Annotated in this window: 16 protein-coding genes; 10 read left to right on the top strand and 6 right to left on the bottom strand. The window is 71.5% G+C overall.

Annotation, left to right across the window (positions count from 1 at the left end; genetic code table 11):
• Positions 1-60 precede the first annotated feature (60 nt).
• Entirely contained in the window at positions 61-528 is a 468-nt protein-coding gene (locus IEJ02_RS45320; RefSeq protein WP_137979094.1) for an ATP-binding protein, read from the top strand.
• Positions 529-741: 213 nt separating this feature from the next.
• Here the strand turns inward: IEJ02_RS45320 and IEJ02_RS45315 are convergent, their stop codons facing one another.
• Positions 742-1,944, bottom strand: coding sequence for a THUMP-like domain-containing protein (locus IEJ02_RS45315; RefSeq protein ID WP_191070131.1), 1,203 nt, complete (start codon positions 1,942-1,944; stop codon positions 742-744).
• Between the two features lie 77 nt (positions 1,945-2,021).
• On the opposite strand from IEJ02_RS45315, the gene IEJ02_RS45310 reads away from it, so the two are divergent.
• From IEJ02_RS45310 to groL, 3 genes are all read left to right on the top strand, one after another.
• Positions 2,022-3,131, top strand: a complete 1,110-nt coding sequence (locus tag IEJ02_RS45310; protein ID WP_223865498.1) for a polysaccharide deacetylase family protein — start codon at positions 2,022-2,024, stop codon at positions 3,129-3,131.
• A gap of 257 nt (positions 3,132-3,388) precedes the next feature.
• Positions 3,389-3,697, top strand: a complete 309-nt coding sequence (gene groES, locus IEJ02_RS45305) for a co-chaperone GroES (protein ID WP_014054228.1) — start codon at positions 3,389-3,391, stop codon at positions 3,695-3,697.
• 93 nt (positions 3,698-3,790) lie between these two features.
• Positions 3,791-5,416, top strand: a complete 1,626-nt coding sequence (gene groL, locus IEJ02_RS45300; RefSeq protein ID WP_191070129.1) for a chaperonin GroEL — start codon at positions 3,791-3,793, stop codon at positions 5,414-5,416.
• Between the two features lie 323 nt (positions 5,417-5,739).
• Here the strand turns inward: groL and IEJ02_RS45295 are convergent, their stop codons facing one another.
• Both IEJ02_RS45295 and IEJ02_RS45290 read right to left on the bottom strand, forming a co-directional pair.
• Entirely contained in the window at positions 5,740-6,513 is a 774-nt protein-coding gene (locus IEJ02_RS45295) for an SDR family NAD(P)-dependent oxidoreductase (RefSeq protein ID WP_191070128.1), read from the bottom strand.
• 97 nt (positions 6,514-6,610) lie between these two features.
• Positions 6,611-7,321 carry an MOSC domain-containing protein gene (locus IEJ02_RS45290; RefSeq protein ID WP_191070127.1) on the bottom strand — a complete coding sequence of 237 codons (711 nt, stop codon included), beginning with the start codon at positions 7,319-7,321 and terminating at the stop codon, positions 6,611-6,613.
• Positions 7,322-7,400: 79 nt separating this feature from the next.
• On the opposite strand from IEJ02_RS45290, the gene IEJ02_RS45285 reads away from it, so the two are divergent.
• On the top strand, positions 7,401-8,321 hold the full coding sequence (locus tag IEJ02_RS45285; RefSeq protein WP_137979098.1) for a LysR family transcriptional regulator: 921 nt from the start codon (positions 7,401-7,403) through the stop codon (positions 8,319-8,321).
• Positions 8,322-8,421: 100 nt separating this feature from the next.
• On the opposite strand, the gene IEJ02_RS45280 is transcribed toward IEJ02_RS45285, so the two are convergent.
• Positions 8,422-8,736, bottom strand: coding sequence for a WhiB family transcriptional regulator (locus IEJ02_RS45280; protein ID WP_037952995.1), 315 nt, complete (start codon positions 8,734-8,736; stop codon positions 8,422-8,424).
• Positions 8,737-9,144: 408 nt separating this feature from the next.
• Between IEJ02_RS45280 and IEJ02_RS45275 the strand changes: the two genes are divergently transcribed.
• From IEJ02_RS45275 to IEJ02_RS45260, 4 genes are all read left to right on the top strand, one after another.
• Positions 9,145-9,756 carry a response regulator transcription factor gene (locus IEJ02_RS45275; RefSeq protein ID WP_003948568.1) on the top strand — a complete coding sequence of 204 codons (612 nt, stop codon included), beginning with the start codon at positions 9,145-9,147 and terminating at the stop codon, positions 9,754-9,756.
• A 290-nt stretch (positions 9,757-10,046) separates the two neighbouring features.
• Complete coding sequence (locus tag IEJ02_RS45270) at positions 10,047-10,658, top strand: sigma-70 family RNA polymerase sigma factor (RefSeq protein WP_223865497.1); 612 nt, start codon at positions 10,047-10,049, stop codon at positions 10,656-10,658.
• A gap of 157 nt (positions 10,659-10,815) precedes the next feature.
• Entirely contained in the window at positions 10,816-12,318 is a 1,503-nt protein-coding gene (guaB, locus tag IEJ02_RS45265) for an IMP dehydrogenase (protein ID WP_137979100.1), read from the top strand.
• A gap of 131 nt (positions 12,319-12,449) precedes the next feature.
• Complete coding sequence (locus IEJ02_RS45260; RefSeq protein ID WP_137979101.1) at positions 12,450-13,577, top strand: GuaB3 family IMP dehydrogenase-related protein; 1,128 nt, start codon at positions 12,450-12,452, stop codon at positions 13,575-13,577.
• Between the two features lie 97 nt (positions 13,578-13,674).
• Here the strand turns inward: IEJ02_RS45260 and IEJ02_RS45255 are convergent, their stop codons facing one another.
• Both IEJ02_RS45255 and IEJ02_RS45250 read right to left on the bottom strand, forming a co-directional pair.
• Complete coding sequence (locus IEJ02_RS45255) at positions 13,675-14,364, bottom strand: hypothetical protein (RefSeq protein ID WP_191070125.1); 690 nt, start codon at positions 14,362-14,364, stop codon at positions 13,675-13,677.
• Between the two features lie 208 nt (positions 14,365-14,572).
• Complete coding sequence (locus IEJ02_RS45250) at positions 14,573-15,016, bottom strand: hypothetical protein (RefSeq protein ID WP_137979103.1); 444 nt, start codon at positions 15,014-15,016, stop codon at positions 14,573-14,575.
• Between the two features lie 89 nt (positions 15,017-15,105).
• On the opposite strand from IEJ02_RS45250, the gene IEJ02_RS45245 reads away from it, so the two are divergent.
• Entirely contained in the window at positions 15,106-16,263 is a 1,158-nt protein-coding gene (locus IEJ02_RS45245; RefSeq protein WP_137979104.1) for a rod shape-determining protein, read from the top strand.
• Positions 16,264-16,910: the final 647 nt, after the last annotated feature.

Genomic DNA, 16,910 nt, shown 5'->3' with positions numbered 1-16,910 from the left:
CAGCGCGTTGATCGCCGTAACGGTACGCGCGCTGTCGGCCCCCTCACAGGGAGTTGCCCCATGGATTCCGATCACGAGTCCGACGACCGTCCCCCACGCCGCCCGCCCGTTCCCTCCAGGGATCCGTACGTCTACACCCTGCAGAGCAGCCGGCACGCGACCTCCGCCAAGGTCTGCCGGGACTTCGTCGCCTGCGTCCTGAACTCCGTGGGGCAGGAGGAGCTGGTCGACACGGCGACGCTGTGCACCTCGGAGCTGACCACCAACGCCTTTCTGCACGCCGAGGGCGACTCCGTGATGCTGCGCGTGGTGATCGAGCCTCCCCGCTTCCGCGTCCTGGTCTACGACGCCTCCGCCGAGCTCCCCACCGCCGCCTGCCTCCCCGAGGAGGACCGCCTCCATGGCCGCGGCCTCGGGCTGGTGGCGGCCCTGGCCGACGCGTGGGGGACGGCGGAGGGGGACGCGGTGGGCATGTACGCCAAGGGCGTCTGGTTCGAGCTCGCGGGCAAGGCGGGGAACGAGGCTTAGCCGGCCGCGGCAAAGGTCGGCGGAAATGCCTCGCCGGAATCCGCGTAACGGTGGAACCGACCGCCCCGGGACGGCTCCTTGAGGGCCCGGACGTGGGCGCGGGGCAGCGCGATGGTCCCGGGTGTCGAGGGCGTGTTACGGGGCGTCCGGCGGACCACGCGGCGAAGCCGCGTATCGATCCACGCGGCGGAGCCGCGTGGCCCGCCGCAGGCGTCACGGTCCGCCGGGCAGGGCCTGGGCCGGGTGGCCCAGCAGCATCGTGGGGGAGCCCGCCGACCGCGTCAGCACGATCGTGCACGCGTTCCCGCCCTCGAGCCGCAGCTTCTTGCGGAGCTGCTCCGGCTCGACCGCCGAACCGCGCTTCTTGATGGTCGCGATGCCGACCTCCCGCTCCCGCAGCAGCGCCTTGAGCCTCTTCAGGTTGAACGGCAGCACATCCGTGATCTCGTACGCGGTGGCGAACGGCGTCGGGCGCAGCTCGTCCGTCGTGATGTAGGCGATCGTCGGGTCGATCAGGTGGCCGCCGACGCGGGCCGCCACATCGGCCACGAGATGAGCGCGGATGACGGCGCCGTCCGGCTCGTAGAGCCAGCGGCCGACCGGGCCGGGCTCGGGGTCGGGCAGGAGCGGGGTGCCGATCAGGGAGTGGCCGCTCGGCAGCAGCGTGGCGCGGCGCAGCCCGGGGCGGGCGGTGCCGAACCACAGGACGGCCTCCTTCACATGGCCGTGGTCCGAGATCCACTCGGCCTCCGCGTCCTCGGGGACCGCCTCGTGCGGCACGCCGGGGGCGATCTTGAGTGCGGCGCGCGGAGTGGTGCGGGCGGCCTCGATGGCCCAGGAGAGGGGCGGGGAGTAGGCCTCGGGGTCGAAGACGCGGCCCCGGCCACCGCGCCGGGCCGGGTCGACGAAGACCGCGTCGAAGTCCCGGGTGCCGACGTCGGTGACATCGGCGCAGCGGACCTCGATGAGCTCCGCCAGGCCGAGCGCCTCGGCGTTGGCGCGGGCGACGGCGCAGGTCAGCGGGTCGCGATCGACGGCCAGCACGGAGATCCCGGCGCGGGCGAGCGCGATCGCGTCGCCGCCGATGCCACAGCACAGATCGGCCATGCGGCGGACGCCGAACTCCGCGAAGAGGGAGGCGCGGTACCCGGCCACGGAGGTGCGGGTGGACTGCTCGACGCCGTTCGGCGTGAAGTACATGCGGTGCGCGTCCTCGGGGCCGAATTTGGCCACCGCCCGCTGCCGCAGCGCGGCCTGGGTCAGGGCCGCCGAGACCAGCGCCGGGGGATGGTCGCGGCGCAGCCGCGTCGCGGTGGCCAGCTCCTTCGCCGGGTCGTAGTCGCGGAGCGCGGAGAGCAGCGCCTGCCCCTCGTCGCCGAGCAGTGCATCGAAGGCGTCAACGTCCACATGGCCCATTCTCCCCGCTCCCGCGAGCGCATTCGCCCCCGCTCGGCGCGCATATGCACACCCTCGGGCCGAAGATCACTTATGTGATGATGATCAAGACTGGTTTTCCTCGCTGTCTGGTTCTCGTCGGCGCGGCGGCCGTGCTCACGGCCTGCGGATCCCTCGCCGCCGCCCCCGAGCCGCGCACCGGCTCCCGCCATGGCGCCCCCATGCCCCCGGCCTCCCTCGCCCCGCGGCTGGACGACCCGCCCCCGGCGTCGTCGCGGCCGCCGTCCGGACGGGAGCCGGAGCAGCGGCCTCCGGCGTCCTCCGGGCCGGAGAACGAGGGGCACGAGAGGGACGAGGGCTACCAGGGTGACGTGGAGTACGAGGGGCACGACGGACGGGCCGAGGACGGCCGCCTCCAGGGCGCGCCGCGCTCCGGTGACGCCTCGGCACCCGCCCCGGCCGCCGGGCCGCCCGGCACGGGCTCGGCGCTGCCCCGCTCGGCCCCGGCGGGCGGGCCGGACGCCTACCGCCGCTGGGGGCTGGACCGGCCGCTGGCGCGGCCCCCGGCCCCGCCCGCCGTCAAGCCCGCGCTCGGGCGGTCGGGCCCGCAGCAGTGGGGGCTGCCGCCGACCGTGCGGCGGGTGCCGACCGACAAACGGGTGGTCTTCGTGACGATCGACGACGGGATCGAGAAGGACCCGCGCTTCGTGGAGCAGGCCCGCGAGCTGGGGCTGCCGTTCACCGGCTTCCTGACCGACGACGTGATCGGGGACCACTACGACTACTTCGACCAGCTGCGCCGCCTCGGCAACCCCATGGAGAACCACACCCTGACCCACCCCAGCCTGGCCGGTATGGCCTACGACGACCAGGTACGGGAGATCTGCGGCCAGCGCGACAACCTGTGGCGCCGCTTCGGTCAACAGCCGAAGCTCTTCCGTCCCCCTTTCGGGGAGTACGACGAGACGACCCTGCGAGCGGCGGCCTTCTGCGGGGTGCGGACGGTGGTGCTGTGGCGCGCCGAGATGGAGACCCACGGTCTGGCCTACCGCTCCGGCGATCACCTGCTGCCGGGGGACATCGTGCTCGCGCACTTCCGGGGGCCGGAGCAGCTCGAGGGCCAGTCGATGACCGACATGATCACGGGGCTGGTGCGGGCGATCCAGGCCCAGGGCTTCACGATCGGGCGGCTGGAGGACTACGTATGAGCGCTGCGTACCAGGACTGCGTACGAGGGCTCTCCGCGGCACGCCCCCGGAGTGCCGCATTCGAAGGCCGTCACCGCGTCGCTTGGCACTCTAGTTGACTGAGTGCTAACCGCGTCATAATGTCGAGGCTGGCACTCGGGACCGATGAGTGCCAGGGATACAGCGACGGGCAGGTCCGGCACCCGCGACGACGGATCCACCTGGTCGCCACCTCAGACAGTTGACCCCGTGAGATCTCCGAAGGGGGAGGTCGGATCGTGACGACCACCAGCTCCAAGGTTGCCATCAAGCCGCTCGAGGACCGCATCGTGGTCCAGCCGCTCGACGCCGAGCAGACCACGGCTTCGGGCCTGGTCATTCCGGACACGGCCAAGGAGAAGCCCCAGGAGGGCGTCGTCCTGGCCGTGGGCCCGGGCCGCTTCGAGGACGGCAAGCGCCTTCCGCTCGACGTCTCCGTCGGTGACGTCGTGCTCTACAGCAAGTACGGCGGCACCGAGGTGAAGTACAGCGGCGAGGAGTACCTCGTCCTCTCGGCTCGCGACGTCCTCGCGATCGTCGAGAAGTAATCACCAAGTTTTGCCTATGAGCCGTGCCCCGGTGCCCGTGTCATCTGAAACCGGGGTCGGGGCACGGTTCGTTTGAGAGGACATACGCAACTCATGGCGAAGATCCTGAAGTTCGACGAGGACGCCCGTCGCGCCCTCGAGCGCGGCGTCAACAAGCTCGCGGACACCGTCAAGGTGACCATCGGCCCCCGTGGCCGCAATGTCGTCATCGACAAGAAGTTCGGTGCCCCCACCATCACCAACGACGGTGTCACGATCGCCCGTGAGGTCGAGGTCGAGGACCCGTACGAGAACCTTGGCGCCCAGCTCGTCAAGGAGGTGGCGACCAAGACCAACGACATCGCGGGTGACGGCACCACCACCGCCACCGTTCTGGCCCAGGCGCTGGTCCGCGAGGGTCTGAAGAACGTGGCCGCCGGTGCCTCCCCGGCCGCCCTGAAGAAGGGCATCGACGCGGCGGTCAAGGCCGTCTCGGACGACCTGCTGGCCACCGCCCGCCCGATCGACGAGAAGTCCGACATCGCCGCCGTGGCCGCGCTGTCCGCCCAGGACAAGCAGGTCGGCGAGCTGATCGCCGAGGCGATGGACAAGGTCGGCAAGGACGGTGTCATCACCGTCGAGGAGTCCAACACCTTCGGTCTGGAGCTCGACTTCACCGAGGGCATGGCCTTCGACAAGGGCTACCTCTCGCCGTACATGGTCACCGACCAGGAGCGGATGGAGGCCGTCCTCGAGGACCCGTACATCCTGATCCACCAGGGCAAGATCTCCTCCATCCAGGACCTGCTGCCGCTCCTGGAGAAGATCATCCAGGCCAACGCCAGCAAGCCGCTGCTGATCATCGCCGAGGACGTGGAGGGCGAGGCCCTCTCCACCCTCGTCGTCAACAAGATCCGCGGCACCTTCAACGCCGTCGCGGTGAAGGCCCCGGGCTTCGGTGACCGCCGTAAGGCCATGCTCGGCGACATCGCCACCCTTACGGGCGGCACCGTCATCGCCGAGGAGGTCGGCCTCAAGCTCGACCAGGTCGGCATGGACGTGCTGGGCACCGCCCGCCGCGTGACCGTCACCAAGGACGACACCACGATCGTCGACGGTGGCGGCAAGGCGGACGAGGTCTCCGGCCGCGTCGCCCAGATCAAGGCCGAGATCGAGACCACGGACTCCGACTGGGACCGCGAGAAGCTCCAGGAGCGGCTCGCCAAGCTGGCCGGCGGCGTGTGCGTGATCCGCGTGGGCGCGGCCACCGAGGTCGAGCTCAAGGAGAAGAAGCACCGTCTGGAGGACGCCATCTCCGCGACCCGCGCCGCGGTCGAGGAGGGCATCGTCTCCGGTGGTGGCTCCGCGCTGGTCCACGCCGCGAAGGTGCTGGAGGGCAGCCTGGGCCTGGAGGGCGACGAGGCCACCGGTGTGGCGGTGGTCCGCCGCGCCGCGGTCGAGCCGCTGCGCTGGATCGCCGAGAACGCCGGTCTCGAGGGCTACGTGATCACCTCGAAGGTCGCCGAGCTCGAGAAGGGCCACGGCTACAACGCGTCCACCGAGGAGTACGGCGACCTGGTGAAGGCCGGCGTCATCGACCCGGTCAAGGTCACCCGCTCCGCGCTGGAGAACGCGGCGTCGATCGCCTCCCTGCTGCTCACCACCGAGACCCTGGTGGTCGAGAAGCCGGCCGAGGAAGAGCCCGAGGCCGCCGGCCACGGCCACGGTCACGCGCACTGACGCTCCGGCGTTCTGGCGTTCTGCCACGAGCAGCGCGAAGGCGCGGCCGCCCGCAGGGGTGGCCGCGCCTTCGCGTGTTCGGGGGCGGGGGCCCCGCCCCCGATCCACCCGGGGGCTCCGCCCCTGGACCCCCGGGTTCGCGCCCGGAGCTCGCCGGGTCTGCGCCCAGACCCTGCCGGGTTCCGCTCCGGGGCCCCGAGGCCGCGCTCCCGGCTCCGCCCGGCCCACGGCCCGGAGGCGTGCCGGTGTCGTGCCGGTTGGTCTTCGGCGCCCAGGCATCCGCGGCCGGAGGTGGGCAGAACCCGAACCGCGCCCCCGAAGGGCTACCCCTTGGCCGGGGGGCGGCCGACCTTGGAGGAGATGGAGGAGAGGGCCGAGCGCGGGGCCAGCTTCGCCAGGCTCGACATCGCCTTGTAGCGCGGGTCCGGGATGGACAGCGACTTGCCCCGGGCGAAATCCTTCAGCGCCGCCGTGACCAGCCGGTCCGGGTCCAGCCACATCCAGCTCGGCACGCTGGTGTCCTTGATCCCCGCCCGCGCGTGGAACTCCGTACGGACGAACCCCGGGCACAGCGCCATCAGCCGCACCCCCGAACTGGCCAGGTCCTTGGCCGCGCCCTGGGTGAACTGCACGACCCACGCCTTGCTCGCCCCGTACGTCCCGCGCGGGAAGAAGGCCGCGACCGACGCCACATTGATCACCCCGCCGCGGCCCCGGTCGCGCATCGTCCCGGCCCCCGCGCTGGTCAGCCGCAGCACCGCCTCGCAGTGCAGCTTCAGCATCCGCAGCTCATCGGCGATCGGCACCTCCAGATAGCGGGCGCGGTTGCCGAATCCGGCGTTGTTGACGAGTAGATCGACCGGGTGGGTACGGTCCTTCAGCCGGGCCTCGACCGCAGCGATCCCGTCATCCTCGGAGAGGTCCGCCACCAGCACGTCCGCCTCCACGCCGTGCCGGTCGTGCAGATCCGCCGCCTGCTCCCGCAGCCGCTTCTCGTCGCGTGCGACGAGCACCAGATTGTGCCCGTCGGCGGCGAGCCGGCCCGCGAAGGCGGCGCCGATGCCCGCGGTGGTTCCGGTAATCAATGCAGTCGTCATACGCGCACGTTATCGGCCATGGCAGGCCCCGGCGGACCACCGAGCGGCACCGCGAGCGATCTGCGCCGGAATGAGCGCTTCCGTCAGCCCGCTTCCGTCAGATCGCCTGCGCGGACCGGTACTTCAGGGCGGCCTTCCGCGCCTCCGGATGCAGCGCGTCACCGGCTGCGAGCACCCTCGGCAGCAGCTCCCGCTCCGTGGTCTCGGCGCGGAAGACGAAGGCGACCGTCACCTCGTGGTCGGGCCGGTGGACGATCTCGACGGGGTCGCCCGAGCGGATCTCGCCGGGTTCGAGCACCCGCAGATACGCACCGGGGGCGGCGGCCTGGGTGAACCGCTTGACCCACCCCCGTTCGCCCAGCCACCCGGCGAACGTACGGCACGGGATCCGCGGTGAGGTCACCTCCAGCAGCAGCTCGCTCCCCACCCGCCAGCGCTCGCCGATGAGGGCGCCGCTGACGTCGATGCCGCTGGTGGTGAGGTTCTCGCCGAAGACGCCGTTCGTCAGCTCGCGGCCCAGCTCGCGCTCCCAGACGTCGAGGTCCTCCCGGGCGTAGGCGTAGACGGCCTGGTCGTCGCCGCCGTGGTGGCGGATGTCGCAGACGGCGTCACCGGCCAGACCACTGCCACCCTGGCCCTTCGGCCCGGGGGCCGCGACCCGCACCGGGCGGTCGACGGGCCGCTTGTCGATGCCGGTGCCGGTGGGCCAGTCGGTGTGGATGCTCGGCGTGGAGCCCCCGATGTTCACGGTGAGGACGGTCGAGGGGTGTGTCGAGGGGTGCGTCGAGGGGTGTGGAGTATGGAGCATGACCGCACCGTAAGGCAGTGAGGTCAAAGCGGCGACGTAATATCCCGGCCCATACCCAAGGGTCCCTTATGCTCAAGGCATGATCGAGGCCCGCCATCTCAGGGTGCTGCGCGCGGTGGCCGCCACCGGCTCCTTCTCCGCCGCCGCCCGCGAGCTCGGCTGCACCCAGCCCGCCGTCAGCCAGCAGATGAAGGCCCTGGAGGGCGCAGCGGGCACCCCGCTGCTGATCCGCAGCGGCCGGGAGATGCGGCTGACCGAGGCGGGCCGGGCGCTGGTGCGGCACGCCGGCGGGATCCTGGCCGGGCTGACCGCCGCCGAGGAGGAGGTCGCGGCGATCGCCGGGCTGCGCTCGGGCCGGGTGCGGCTGGTGTCCTTCCCCAGCGGCAGCTCGACCCTGGTGCCCATGGCGCTCGCCGAGATGCGCGCGGCGCACCCCGGGACGCGGGTCTCGCTCGTGGAGGCCGAGCCGCCGGGCTCGGTGGAGATGCTGCGCTCGGGCGACTGCGAGATCGCGCTGGCCTTCCGGTATCCGCAGGTGAGCGCGGAGGCGGAGGCGGCTTCCGGAGGTGGCGGCGAGTGGGACGACCTGGTGCTGCGGCCGCTGCTGAGCGATCGGCTGGTGGGCGTGGTGCCGGAGGGGCACAAGCTGGCGGGCGCCGGGGCGGTGGGGATCGCCGAGCTGGCCGGGGAGCCGTGGATCGCGGGCTGCCCACGCTGCCGGGGGCATCTGGTGGAGGTGTGCGAGTCCGCGGGCTTCACCCCGCGGATCGACTTCGCGACGGACGACTATCCGACGGTCGTCGGCCTGGTCGGGGCCGGGCTGGGGGTCGCGGTGCTGCCGGAGCTGGCGCTGGAGTCGGTGCGGACCAAGGGCGCCACGACGCTGGAGGTGGAACCGGCGGTGCGCCGGGAAGTGGTCGCGCTGACCCTGCCCGATCTCGCCCGCGTCCCGGTGGTGGCGGCGACGCTGGACCGGCTGGAGCGGGCCGCCCGCAGATGAGCGGCGCGCGCCCCACCCCGCGGGCCGTCCGGCCGTTCGCGCGGGCGGCGGGTGGTGAGGGGAGGAACGTTTCTTCAGTTGGCCGGGACGCCGGCCCTGATCAGGATCCCGGGGCGCCCGTACTGGCGACCGCGCGGTGCCGCGCCCGCCCCATGAGCTCCTCGCGCTCGTCCTCGGTCAGCCCGCCCCACACTCCGTAGGGCTCGCGTACGGCAAGGGCGTGGGCCGCGCACTGCGCCCGTACCGGGCAGCGCATGCACACCTCTTTCGCGGACATCTCGCGTGCACTGCGGGCAGCGCCGCGCTCCCCCTCCGGGTGGAAGAAGAGCGAGCTGTCGACCCCGCGACACGCGGCCAGGAGCTGCCAGTCCCACAGGTCGGCATTCGGGCCGGGAAGACGGGAGAAATCTGCCATTGCCTTATCTCCTCGAAGTGATCGGCTGCGGACGCTGCGTCCTGGGTCGTGCACCTACGGCGTAAGTAGATGTAAATATGACTCATTGCGAATCTAGCCACACAGACCGGCAAATTGGAAGCAAGGTCGCCAAATGCCACCGAAGGGACTGCCTCGGGGGCTGCCCTATGGGGGAGGCGCGAAGGACGCGACCGGCGCGACGAAGCTGCTCCGTGTCCGCGCCCTCACGTAGAGTGTCGAAGGTGGCCGCCGAACCCCGTAACTCTTTCGGGTGACCGTCGTTGAGAGTGCGGAGGCGGTTGATGGGTAAAGCTCTCGGACAGACATCCGGGGCTGTCAATCGCTCAGGTGACGATATGTACCAGCCTGGAGGCTCAAGGTGACGCGCATCAGCTGCGGAGGGCGGCCATGACATCCGTCCTCGTCTGCGACGACTCCCCGCTTGCCCGAGAGGCGCTGCGCCGCGCGGTGGCGACCGTGCCCGGCGTCGAGCGTGTGACGACGGCGGCCAACGGCGAGGAAGTCCTCCGCCGCTGGGGTGCCGACCGCTCGGATCTGATTCTGATGGACGTACGGATGCCCGGTCTCGGCGGGGTCGAGACCGTGCGGCGGCTGCTCTCCGCCGACCCCGGCGCCCGGATCATCATGCTCACGGTCGCCGAGGACCTGGACGGAGTGGCGCTGGCCGTGGCCGCCGGCGCCCGTGGCTATCTGCACAAGGACGCCTCGCGCGCCGAGCTGCGCGCCACCGTGACCCAGGCGCTCGCCGACCCCACCTGGCGGCTGGCCCCGCGCCGGCTGCGCTCGGCCGAGATGGGCGCCGCGCCCACGCTCACCGCGCGGGAGATCCAGGTGCTCGAGGGCATGAGCCACGGCAGGTCCAACGCGGAGATCGGCCGCGAGCTGTTCCTCTCCGAGGACACGGTCAAGACGCACGCACGCCGGTTGTTCAAGAAGCTCGGCGCGTCCGACCGGGCGCATGCGGTGGCCCTCGGGTTCCGCTGGGGTCTGGTCCGCTGATCCGGCCACGACCGTTCTGACGTGCTGCGCAGCGGGGGCGCTACGGTCCCCGCCCGTCGGATGGCGGGCGGGGCGAGAGCGTGCGCGGCGAGCGCTGTGGCGGTGGCCTGTATCCGTTCCCCGCGCTATGCCGCATCCTTGAAGGTGTGGAGTTCCTCGGGGACGAGTCGGTCGGGCGTGAGGGGAGAGCGCAGGACGTGACGACAGCCGGCGCACCTGCTCATAACGCTTCAGCGCACAACTACGGACGCGGTGCCACGGAGCCGCCGGGCCCGAGGCACCATGGATGGATGCCGCGCGACGACGAGAGCCCAGGAGCACCCAAGGGAGCTCCCGGGGGTACGGGGACGATCGGCGCCCTCGTCGGGCGGGCAGCCGAGGGGGACGAGCAGGCCACCCACGATCTGCTGGCCCTGGTCCACCCGCTGGCCCTGCGCTACTGCCGTACGAAACTGTCCCGACTTCCGGGTGATGCCCGCCACTTCGTGGACGACTTGGCGCAGGAGGTCTGTCTCGCGGTGCTGTGCGCGCTGCCGCGCTACCGCGACACCGGAAAGCCCTTCGAGGCGTTCGTCGTGGCCATCGCCTCCCACAAGGTCGCCGATCTGCAGCGGGCCGCCATGCGCCACCCGGGCTCCACGGCCGTCCCCTCGGACGAGATGCCGGAGCAGCCGGACGATTCGCTGGGGCCCGAGGAGCGGGCGCTGCTCAGCAGCGACGCGGAGTGGGCCAAGAAGCTCCTGGCCAACCTTCCGGAGAACCAGCGCGAGCTGGTGCTGCTGAGGGTCGCGGTCGGGCTGACGGCGGAGGAGACCGGGCAGATGCTCGGGATGTCCCCCGGTGCGGTGCGGGTCGCCCAGCACCGGGCGCTGAGCAGGCTGCGGGCGCTCGCCGAGCAGTGAGCCCGAGGGCCCACCGGAGTTCTGACCGGCTCGTTACCTTGTTGTGCCTTCCGCATTTGGCAGGTCGCTGAGAAGTTATCCACAGGGCGGAATGAGGCACTCGGGGAGCCCGTTAGCATGGGAGTCCGCGCTGGGGCAAGACCATTGGAAGGGTGTCATGACTGACAACGTCGACGGAGTGCCTGAGAAGTTCGCCATGCTCGGGTTGACGTACGACGATGTGCTGCTGCTGCCGGGCGCCTCCGAGGTGCTGCCGAACGCGGTCGACACCTCGTCCAGGGTCTCCCGGAACGTCCGGGTGAACGTGCCGCTGCTGTCCGCCGCCATGGACAAGGTCACCGAGTCCCGGATGGCCATCGCCATGGCCCGCCAGGGCGGCGTGGGCGTGCTGCACCGCAATCTGTCCATCGAGGACCAGGCCAACCAGGTCGACCTGGTCAAGCGGTCGGAGTCCGGCATGGTCACCGACCCGATCACGGTCCGGCCGGACGCCACACTGCACGAGGCGGACGCGCTGTGCGCGAAGTTCCGCATCAGCGGTGTGCCGGTCACGGACGCCGTGGGCAAGCTGCTCGGTATCGTCACCAACCGTGACATGGCCTTCGAGGTCGACCGGGGCCGTCAGGTCCGCGAGGTCATGACCCCGATGCCGCTGGTCACCGGCAAGGTGGGGATCTCCGGCGAGGACGCGATGCAGCTGCTGCGCCGCCACAAGATCGAGAAGCTGCCGCTGGTCGATGACGCGGGCGTGCTCAAGGGCCTGATCACGGTCAAGGACTTCGTGAAGGCCGAGCAGTATCCCCACGCGGCGAAGGACGCGGGCGGCCGGCTGATCGTCGGCGCCGCCGTCGGCGTCGGCGACGAGTCGTACGAGCGGGCGCAGGCGCTGGTCGAGGCCGGGGCCGACTTCCTGGTCGTGGACAGCGCGCACGGCCACAGCCGGGGCATCCTCGACATGATCGCCAAGATCAAGTCCAATATCGCGGTCGATGTGGTGGGCGGCAACATCGCCACCAGGGACGGCGCCCAGGCGCTGATCGACGCGGGTGTGGACGGGGTCAAGGTCGGCGTCGGCCCGGGCTCGATCTGCACCACGCGCGTGGTCGCGGGCATCGGCGTGCCGCAGGTGACGGCGATCTACGAGGCCGCCCGGGCCTGTCACGCGGCCGGGGTGCCGCTGATCGGCGACGGCGGTCTGCAGTACTCGGGCGATATCGCCAAGGCGATCGCGGCCGGTGCGGACACCGTGATGCTCGGCAGCCTGCTGGCCGGCTGCGAGGAGTCGCCGGGCGAGATGGTCTTCATCAACGGCAAGCAGTTCAAGTCCTACCGGGGCATGGGCTCCCTGGGCGCGATGCAGACCCGCGGCCAGGCCCGCTCGTACTCCAAGGACCGCTACTTCCAGGACAACGTCCTGTCCGAGGACAAGCTGGTCCCCGAGGGCATCGAGGGCCAGGTGCCCTACCGCGGCCCGCTGGCCTCGGTCGCGCACCAGCTGGTGGGCGGTCTGCGGGCGTCGATGGGCTATGTCGGCTCGGCCAATGTGGCGGAGCTGAAGGAGAAGGGCCGCTTTGTGCGGATCACCGCGGCGGGCCTCAAGGAGAGCCACCCGCATGACATCCAGATGACCACCGAGGCGCCGAACTACTCCGGCCGTTGATCCGCGCCGTCCGTTGATCCGCGCCGTCCGCGCCGGTCGCGCCGTCGGGGGCGCCGTTCACCCGGGCGACCTCGCGACGGCGCGGGCAGGGATACTGGGACGGCTGTTCGTGAACAGGGAAAGGCACCCACGTGACTGAGATCGAGATCGGGCGCGGAAAGCGCGGCCGCAGGGCGTACGCGTTCGACGACATCGCCGTTGTGCCGAGTCGTCGCACCCGGGACCCGAAGGAGGTCTCGATCGCCTGGCAGATCGACGCCTACCGCTTCGAGCTGCCGTTCCTGGCCGCGCCGATGGACTCGGTGGTCTCGCCCCGCACCGCGATCCGCATCGGTGAGCTCGGCGGCCTCGGGGTGCTCAACCTCGAGGGGCTCTGGACCCGTTACGAGGATCCGGAGCCGCTGCTGGCGGAGATCGCCGAGCTGGACGAGCACACCGCGACCACGCGGATGCAGGAGATCTACGCCGAGCCGATCAAGGAGGAGCTGATCGGCCAGCGCCTGAAGGAGGTGCGGGACGCGGGCGTGGTGACCGCCGCCGCCCTGTCCCCGCAGCGCACGGCGCAGTTCTCCAAGGCCGTGGTGGACGCGGGGGTCGACATCTTCGTGATCCGCGGGACCACGGTCTCCGCCGAGCACGTCTCCGGCGCCGCCGAGCCGCTCAACCTCAAGCAGTTCATCTATGAGCTGGACGTTCCGGTGATCGTGGGCGGCTGCGCCACCTACACGGCCGCGCTGCACCTGATGCGCACCGGCGCGGCCGGTGTGCTGGTGGGCTTCGGCGGCGGCGCCGCGCACACCACCCGCAATGTGCTGGGCATCCAGGTGCCGATGGCCACGGCGGTCGCCGATGTCGCCGCCGCCCGCCGGGACTACATGGACGAGTCCGGCGGCCGCTATGTGCATGTGATCGCCGATGGCGGCGTCGGCTGGAGCGGCGATCTGCCGAAGGCCGTCGCCTGCGGCGCGGACGCGGTGATGATGGGCTCCCCGCTGGCCCGGGCCACGGACGCACCGGGCCGCGGTCACCACTGGGGCATGGAGGCCGTGCACGACGAGGTGCCGCGCGGCAAGCGGATGAACCTGGGCACGGTGGGCTCCACCGAGGAGATCCTCCTCGGCCCCTCGCACACCCCCGACGGCTCGATGAACTTCTTCGGCGCGCTGCGCCGCGCGATGGCCACGACCGGCTACTCGGAGCTGAAGGAGTTCCAGCGGGTCGAGGTCACGGTCGCCCCGTCGGCCCGCGACAAGCGCTGAGCGTTCTTCACGAGCCGGTCCGGCAACCGGTTCGGAAAGGGGAAGGCCCCGACCGCCTCGCGGTCGGGGCCTTCCCCTCGCCGTGTTTCGTTCGGGCTCAGCGGTTGCTGATCCGGTAGGCGGTGCTGACCGCGGCGACCGGCGCGAGCGCCATGAAGATGTAGGTCAGCGCGTCGGAGTCTTCCTTCCACGACTTCCACAGGTCGCTGAAGTGGTCGAAGAAGATCTCGTTCGAGGAGAGCACCTGGCTGCTGGCGCCGCCGCCGATCTTGTCGGCGTAGTTGCTCATCACATCGTGCAGGATCATGGCGTAGCCGTAGAGCTCGCCGAGGAACACCGCGGCCAGGGCCAGCACCGCGCCGACCACCCACAGCCCCGTGTTGCGGCCGCCCAGCTTGGCGACCGCCAGACCGATGAGCGCGCCGACGACCACACCGGCGTACGCGAACTGCGTGACCTCCGGCGGGGTCTTGTCCGTGTCCGCCATCGCGCTCAGCAGGAACGCGTAGAGGAACGCGCCGACGACAGTGGCCACGAGAGCGACGCCCACCGCCAGCAGCGGGTTGCCCGGCCGGCCGGCCGGCGGCGCGGGCGGCGGGAAGCCGCCGCCGTACGGCGGCTGCGGCTGCTGGGGCTGCTGCGGCTGCCCCTGCGGGTAGCCGTAGCCGGGCTGCTGTGCGGAGCCGTACCCACCGGCCTGCTGGGGCGGGGCGGGCTGCTGCGGATAGCCGCCCGGCTGCTGCGGGTACCCGCCTGGCTGCTGTGGCTGCTGCCAGTTCTGGCTCATGGAATTCCCCCGGGGATGAAGGTGTTGAGACCGCGTTCCGGGGACAGCTCGGCTGATGAGCGGCTGCGGGCTGGGAACGCGGAAGGAAACTTTCGAGCCATAAAACTAACAGGCATGCATGACAATCAGACAAGTCGTGTCTGGCGTCCGTGACATGGCTGGGACCGGACGGAGACACGTTGGCCCGGCATATGCGGATTCGTCGCCGCTATTCGGTGACGCGCTTCGCGACGAGGTAACTTTCCGCTCCCGCCACGGCGTAGAAGGTGATGTCGTTGCGCCCCAGGATGTGATCGCGCCAGTACTCCACCACCAGGCCGAAGTGCTCGATCAGGGTGTCCGCGGTGGGCCAGGAGCTCTCGTCCCCCATCAGCACCGCGACGCCGATCAGTTGCGCCAGCGAGACGCTGACCACGGCCAGCGGTATGGCGACGAGCGCCAGCAGCGGCGCCCGGCCGCCCAGCTTGCCCAGCGCGGCGCCGGTCAGCAGCCCGATGCACAGCGCCCAGTAGCCGACCTCCTGGCCGCGGTGGCCGATTTTGCCCTGGATGAAGCCGAAGACCAGGGCTCCGAGCAGGGCCGCCGCGATGCCCGCCGCGAGGCCACGGGCCGGTCGTGGGGCCTGAGCTGCGGAGGAAGCGGACGCGATCATGTCCGCAAGGTAGCAGTGGCATGGCCGCACGGTGGTGCGAATGACATCAGTGCCGGGACAGAATCCGGCATAAGCAATAATGTCAACTTATGGCGCAGAACAAGTCGTTCAATGGGCGTGACATGGGTATCGACCTCGGCACCGCCAACACACTGGTGTACGTACGAGGCAGGGGCATCGTGCTCAACGAGCCGTCGGTTGTGGCGGTGAACACAGTCGACGGCAGTGTGCTGTCGGTGGGTTCGGCGGCCAAGGAGACCATGGGGCGGACGCCGACGAACATCGTCGCCGTGCGGCCGCTGCGCGATGGCGTGATCGCCGATTTCGAGATCGCCGAGCGCATGCTCCGGTACTTCATCAAGAAGGTCATGGGCAGCCGCCGGCTCGCCCGCCCCCGGGTGGTGGTCTGTGTGCCCTCCGGGATCACCGGCGTCGAGCGGCGCGCGGTGATGGAGGCCGCCACCCAGGCCGGGGCGCGTCAGGTGCATCTGGTCGAGGAGCCCATCGCGGCGGCGATCGGCGCGGGGCTGCCGGTGAGCGAGCCGACCGGCTGCATGGTCGTCGACATCGGCGGCGGTACGACGGAGGTCGCCGTGGTCTCGCTGGGCGGCATCGTCACCGCGCGGTCGGTGCGCACCGCGGGCGACGCGATGGACGTCGCGATCAGCTCGTATGTGAAGAAGCAGTACGCGCTGGCGATCGGCGAGCGGACCGCCGAGGAGATCAAGGTCTCCATCGGATCCGCCTCGCCCACCGGGCCGCTGTCCGTACCGCGGGTCTCGGAGTCCGTCCGGCGGCCCGAGCGGAACGTCGAGGTGTTCATCCCGAGCCAGAGCGAGGACAACGAGGACACCCAGGCGCTGCTGCCGCCGGACCGCTGCACCATCCGCGGCCGGGACCAGGCGACCGGGCTGCCCAGGGTGCTCGAACTGACCTCGGACGAGGTGCGGCACGCCCTCGCCGAGCCGGTGGACAGCATCGTCGCGGCGGTGCGGGCCACACTCGACGAGACCCCGCCGGAGCTGGCGGGCGACATCATGGACCGCGGCATCGTGCTGACCGGCGGCGGGGCCCTGCTGCGCGGCCTGGACGTACGGCTGGGGCGCGAGCTGAACATCCCGGTGCTGGTGGCCGACGACCCGCTGGACTGCGTGGCCATCGGCACCGGCCGCTGCGTGGAGGACTTCGCCTCGCTGCGCACCGCGATGGACGCACGGCCGCGCAGGCCGGACGCCGTGCGGGTCTGACGCCCAAGCGCTCCGCCGGGAATGCCCCGACATGCCGTCGAGCGTCCTGCGGCGCCGCCGTGGCCGGTCGCCCACGCGGCGCCCCGTGCCCCTTCGGGGCGCCGTTCGAACCGCGGCCGATTTCCGCGATCCGCTGAGGACGCCTCGGGGCGGCCCCGACGGGTCTCCCCGGGGCGGCGGCCTTGGGCGTGCGGCATCGTCCCCGGCGTGGTGGGCTGGTGACACCGCGTCGGTCCCGTGCGTCGCGGGCGGACGGCAGGCGCGGGCGTCGAGGTGGTGGTCGTGGGGCGCGGCAGGACGTACCGGCGGGCGGTCGTCGCGACCGTCACCACGATCCTGGCCGCGATCACTTCCGCGCTGTCGACGCCCGCCGGGGCGGCGGCGGTGGTCCTGGCGGACGGCCGGGGGGTTCATGGCGCGGCCATGGCGGCGGCGCGGGGCCGTGGGCCTGATGTCGCCACGACGGCGCACGGCGGGGCTCACGGGGCCGTCACGCCGCACGGCCGTGGGCCTGACGGGGGCTCCCCGGCGCAGGGTCGCGGGGCTCATGGCGCCGCCTCGGCGGACGGCCGGGGGGCTGGCGGCGGCGTGCCGGGGGGTCGTGGGCCTGATGTCGCCGCCCCGGCGCCGGGGCGCGGGGCTCACCG

Origin of the sequence: Streptomyces sp. 5-10 (assembly GCF_014712245.1) — a bacterium.
GTDB lineage: Bacteria > Actinomycetota > Actinomycetes > Streptomycetales > Streptomycetaceae > Streptomyces > Streptomyces violaceusniger.
Note: the sequence above shows the minus strand (reverse complement) of the source record. Positions and strands in the feature narration are given on the sequence as shown.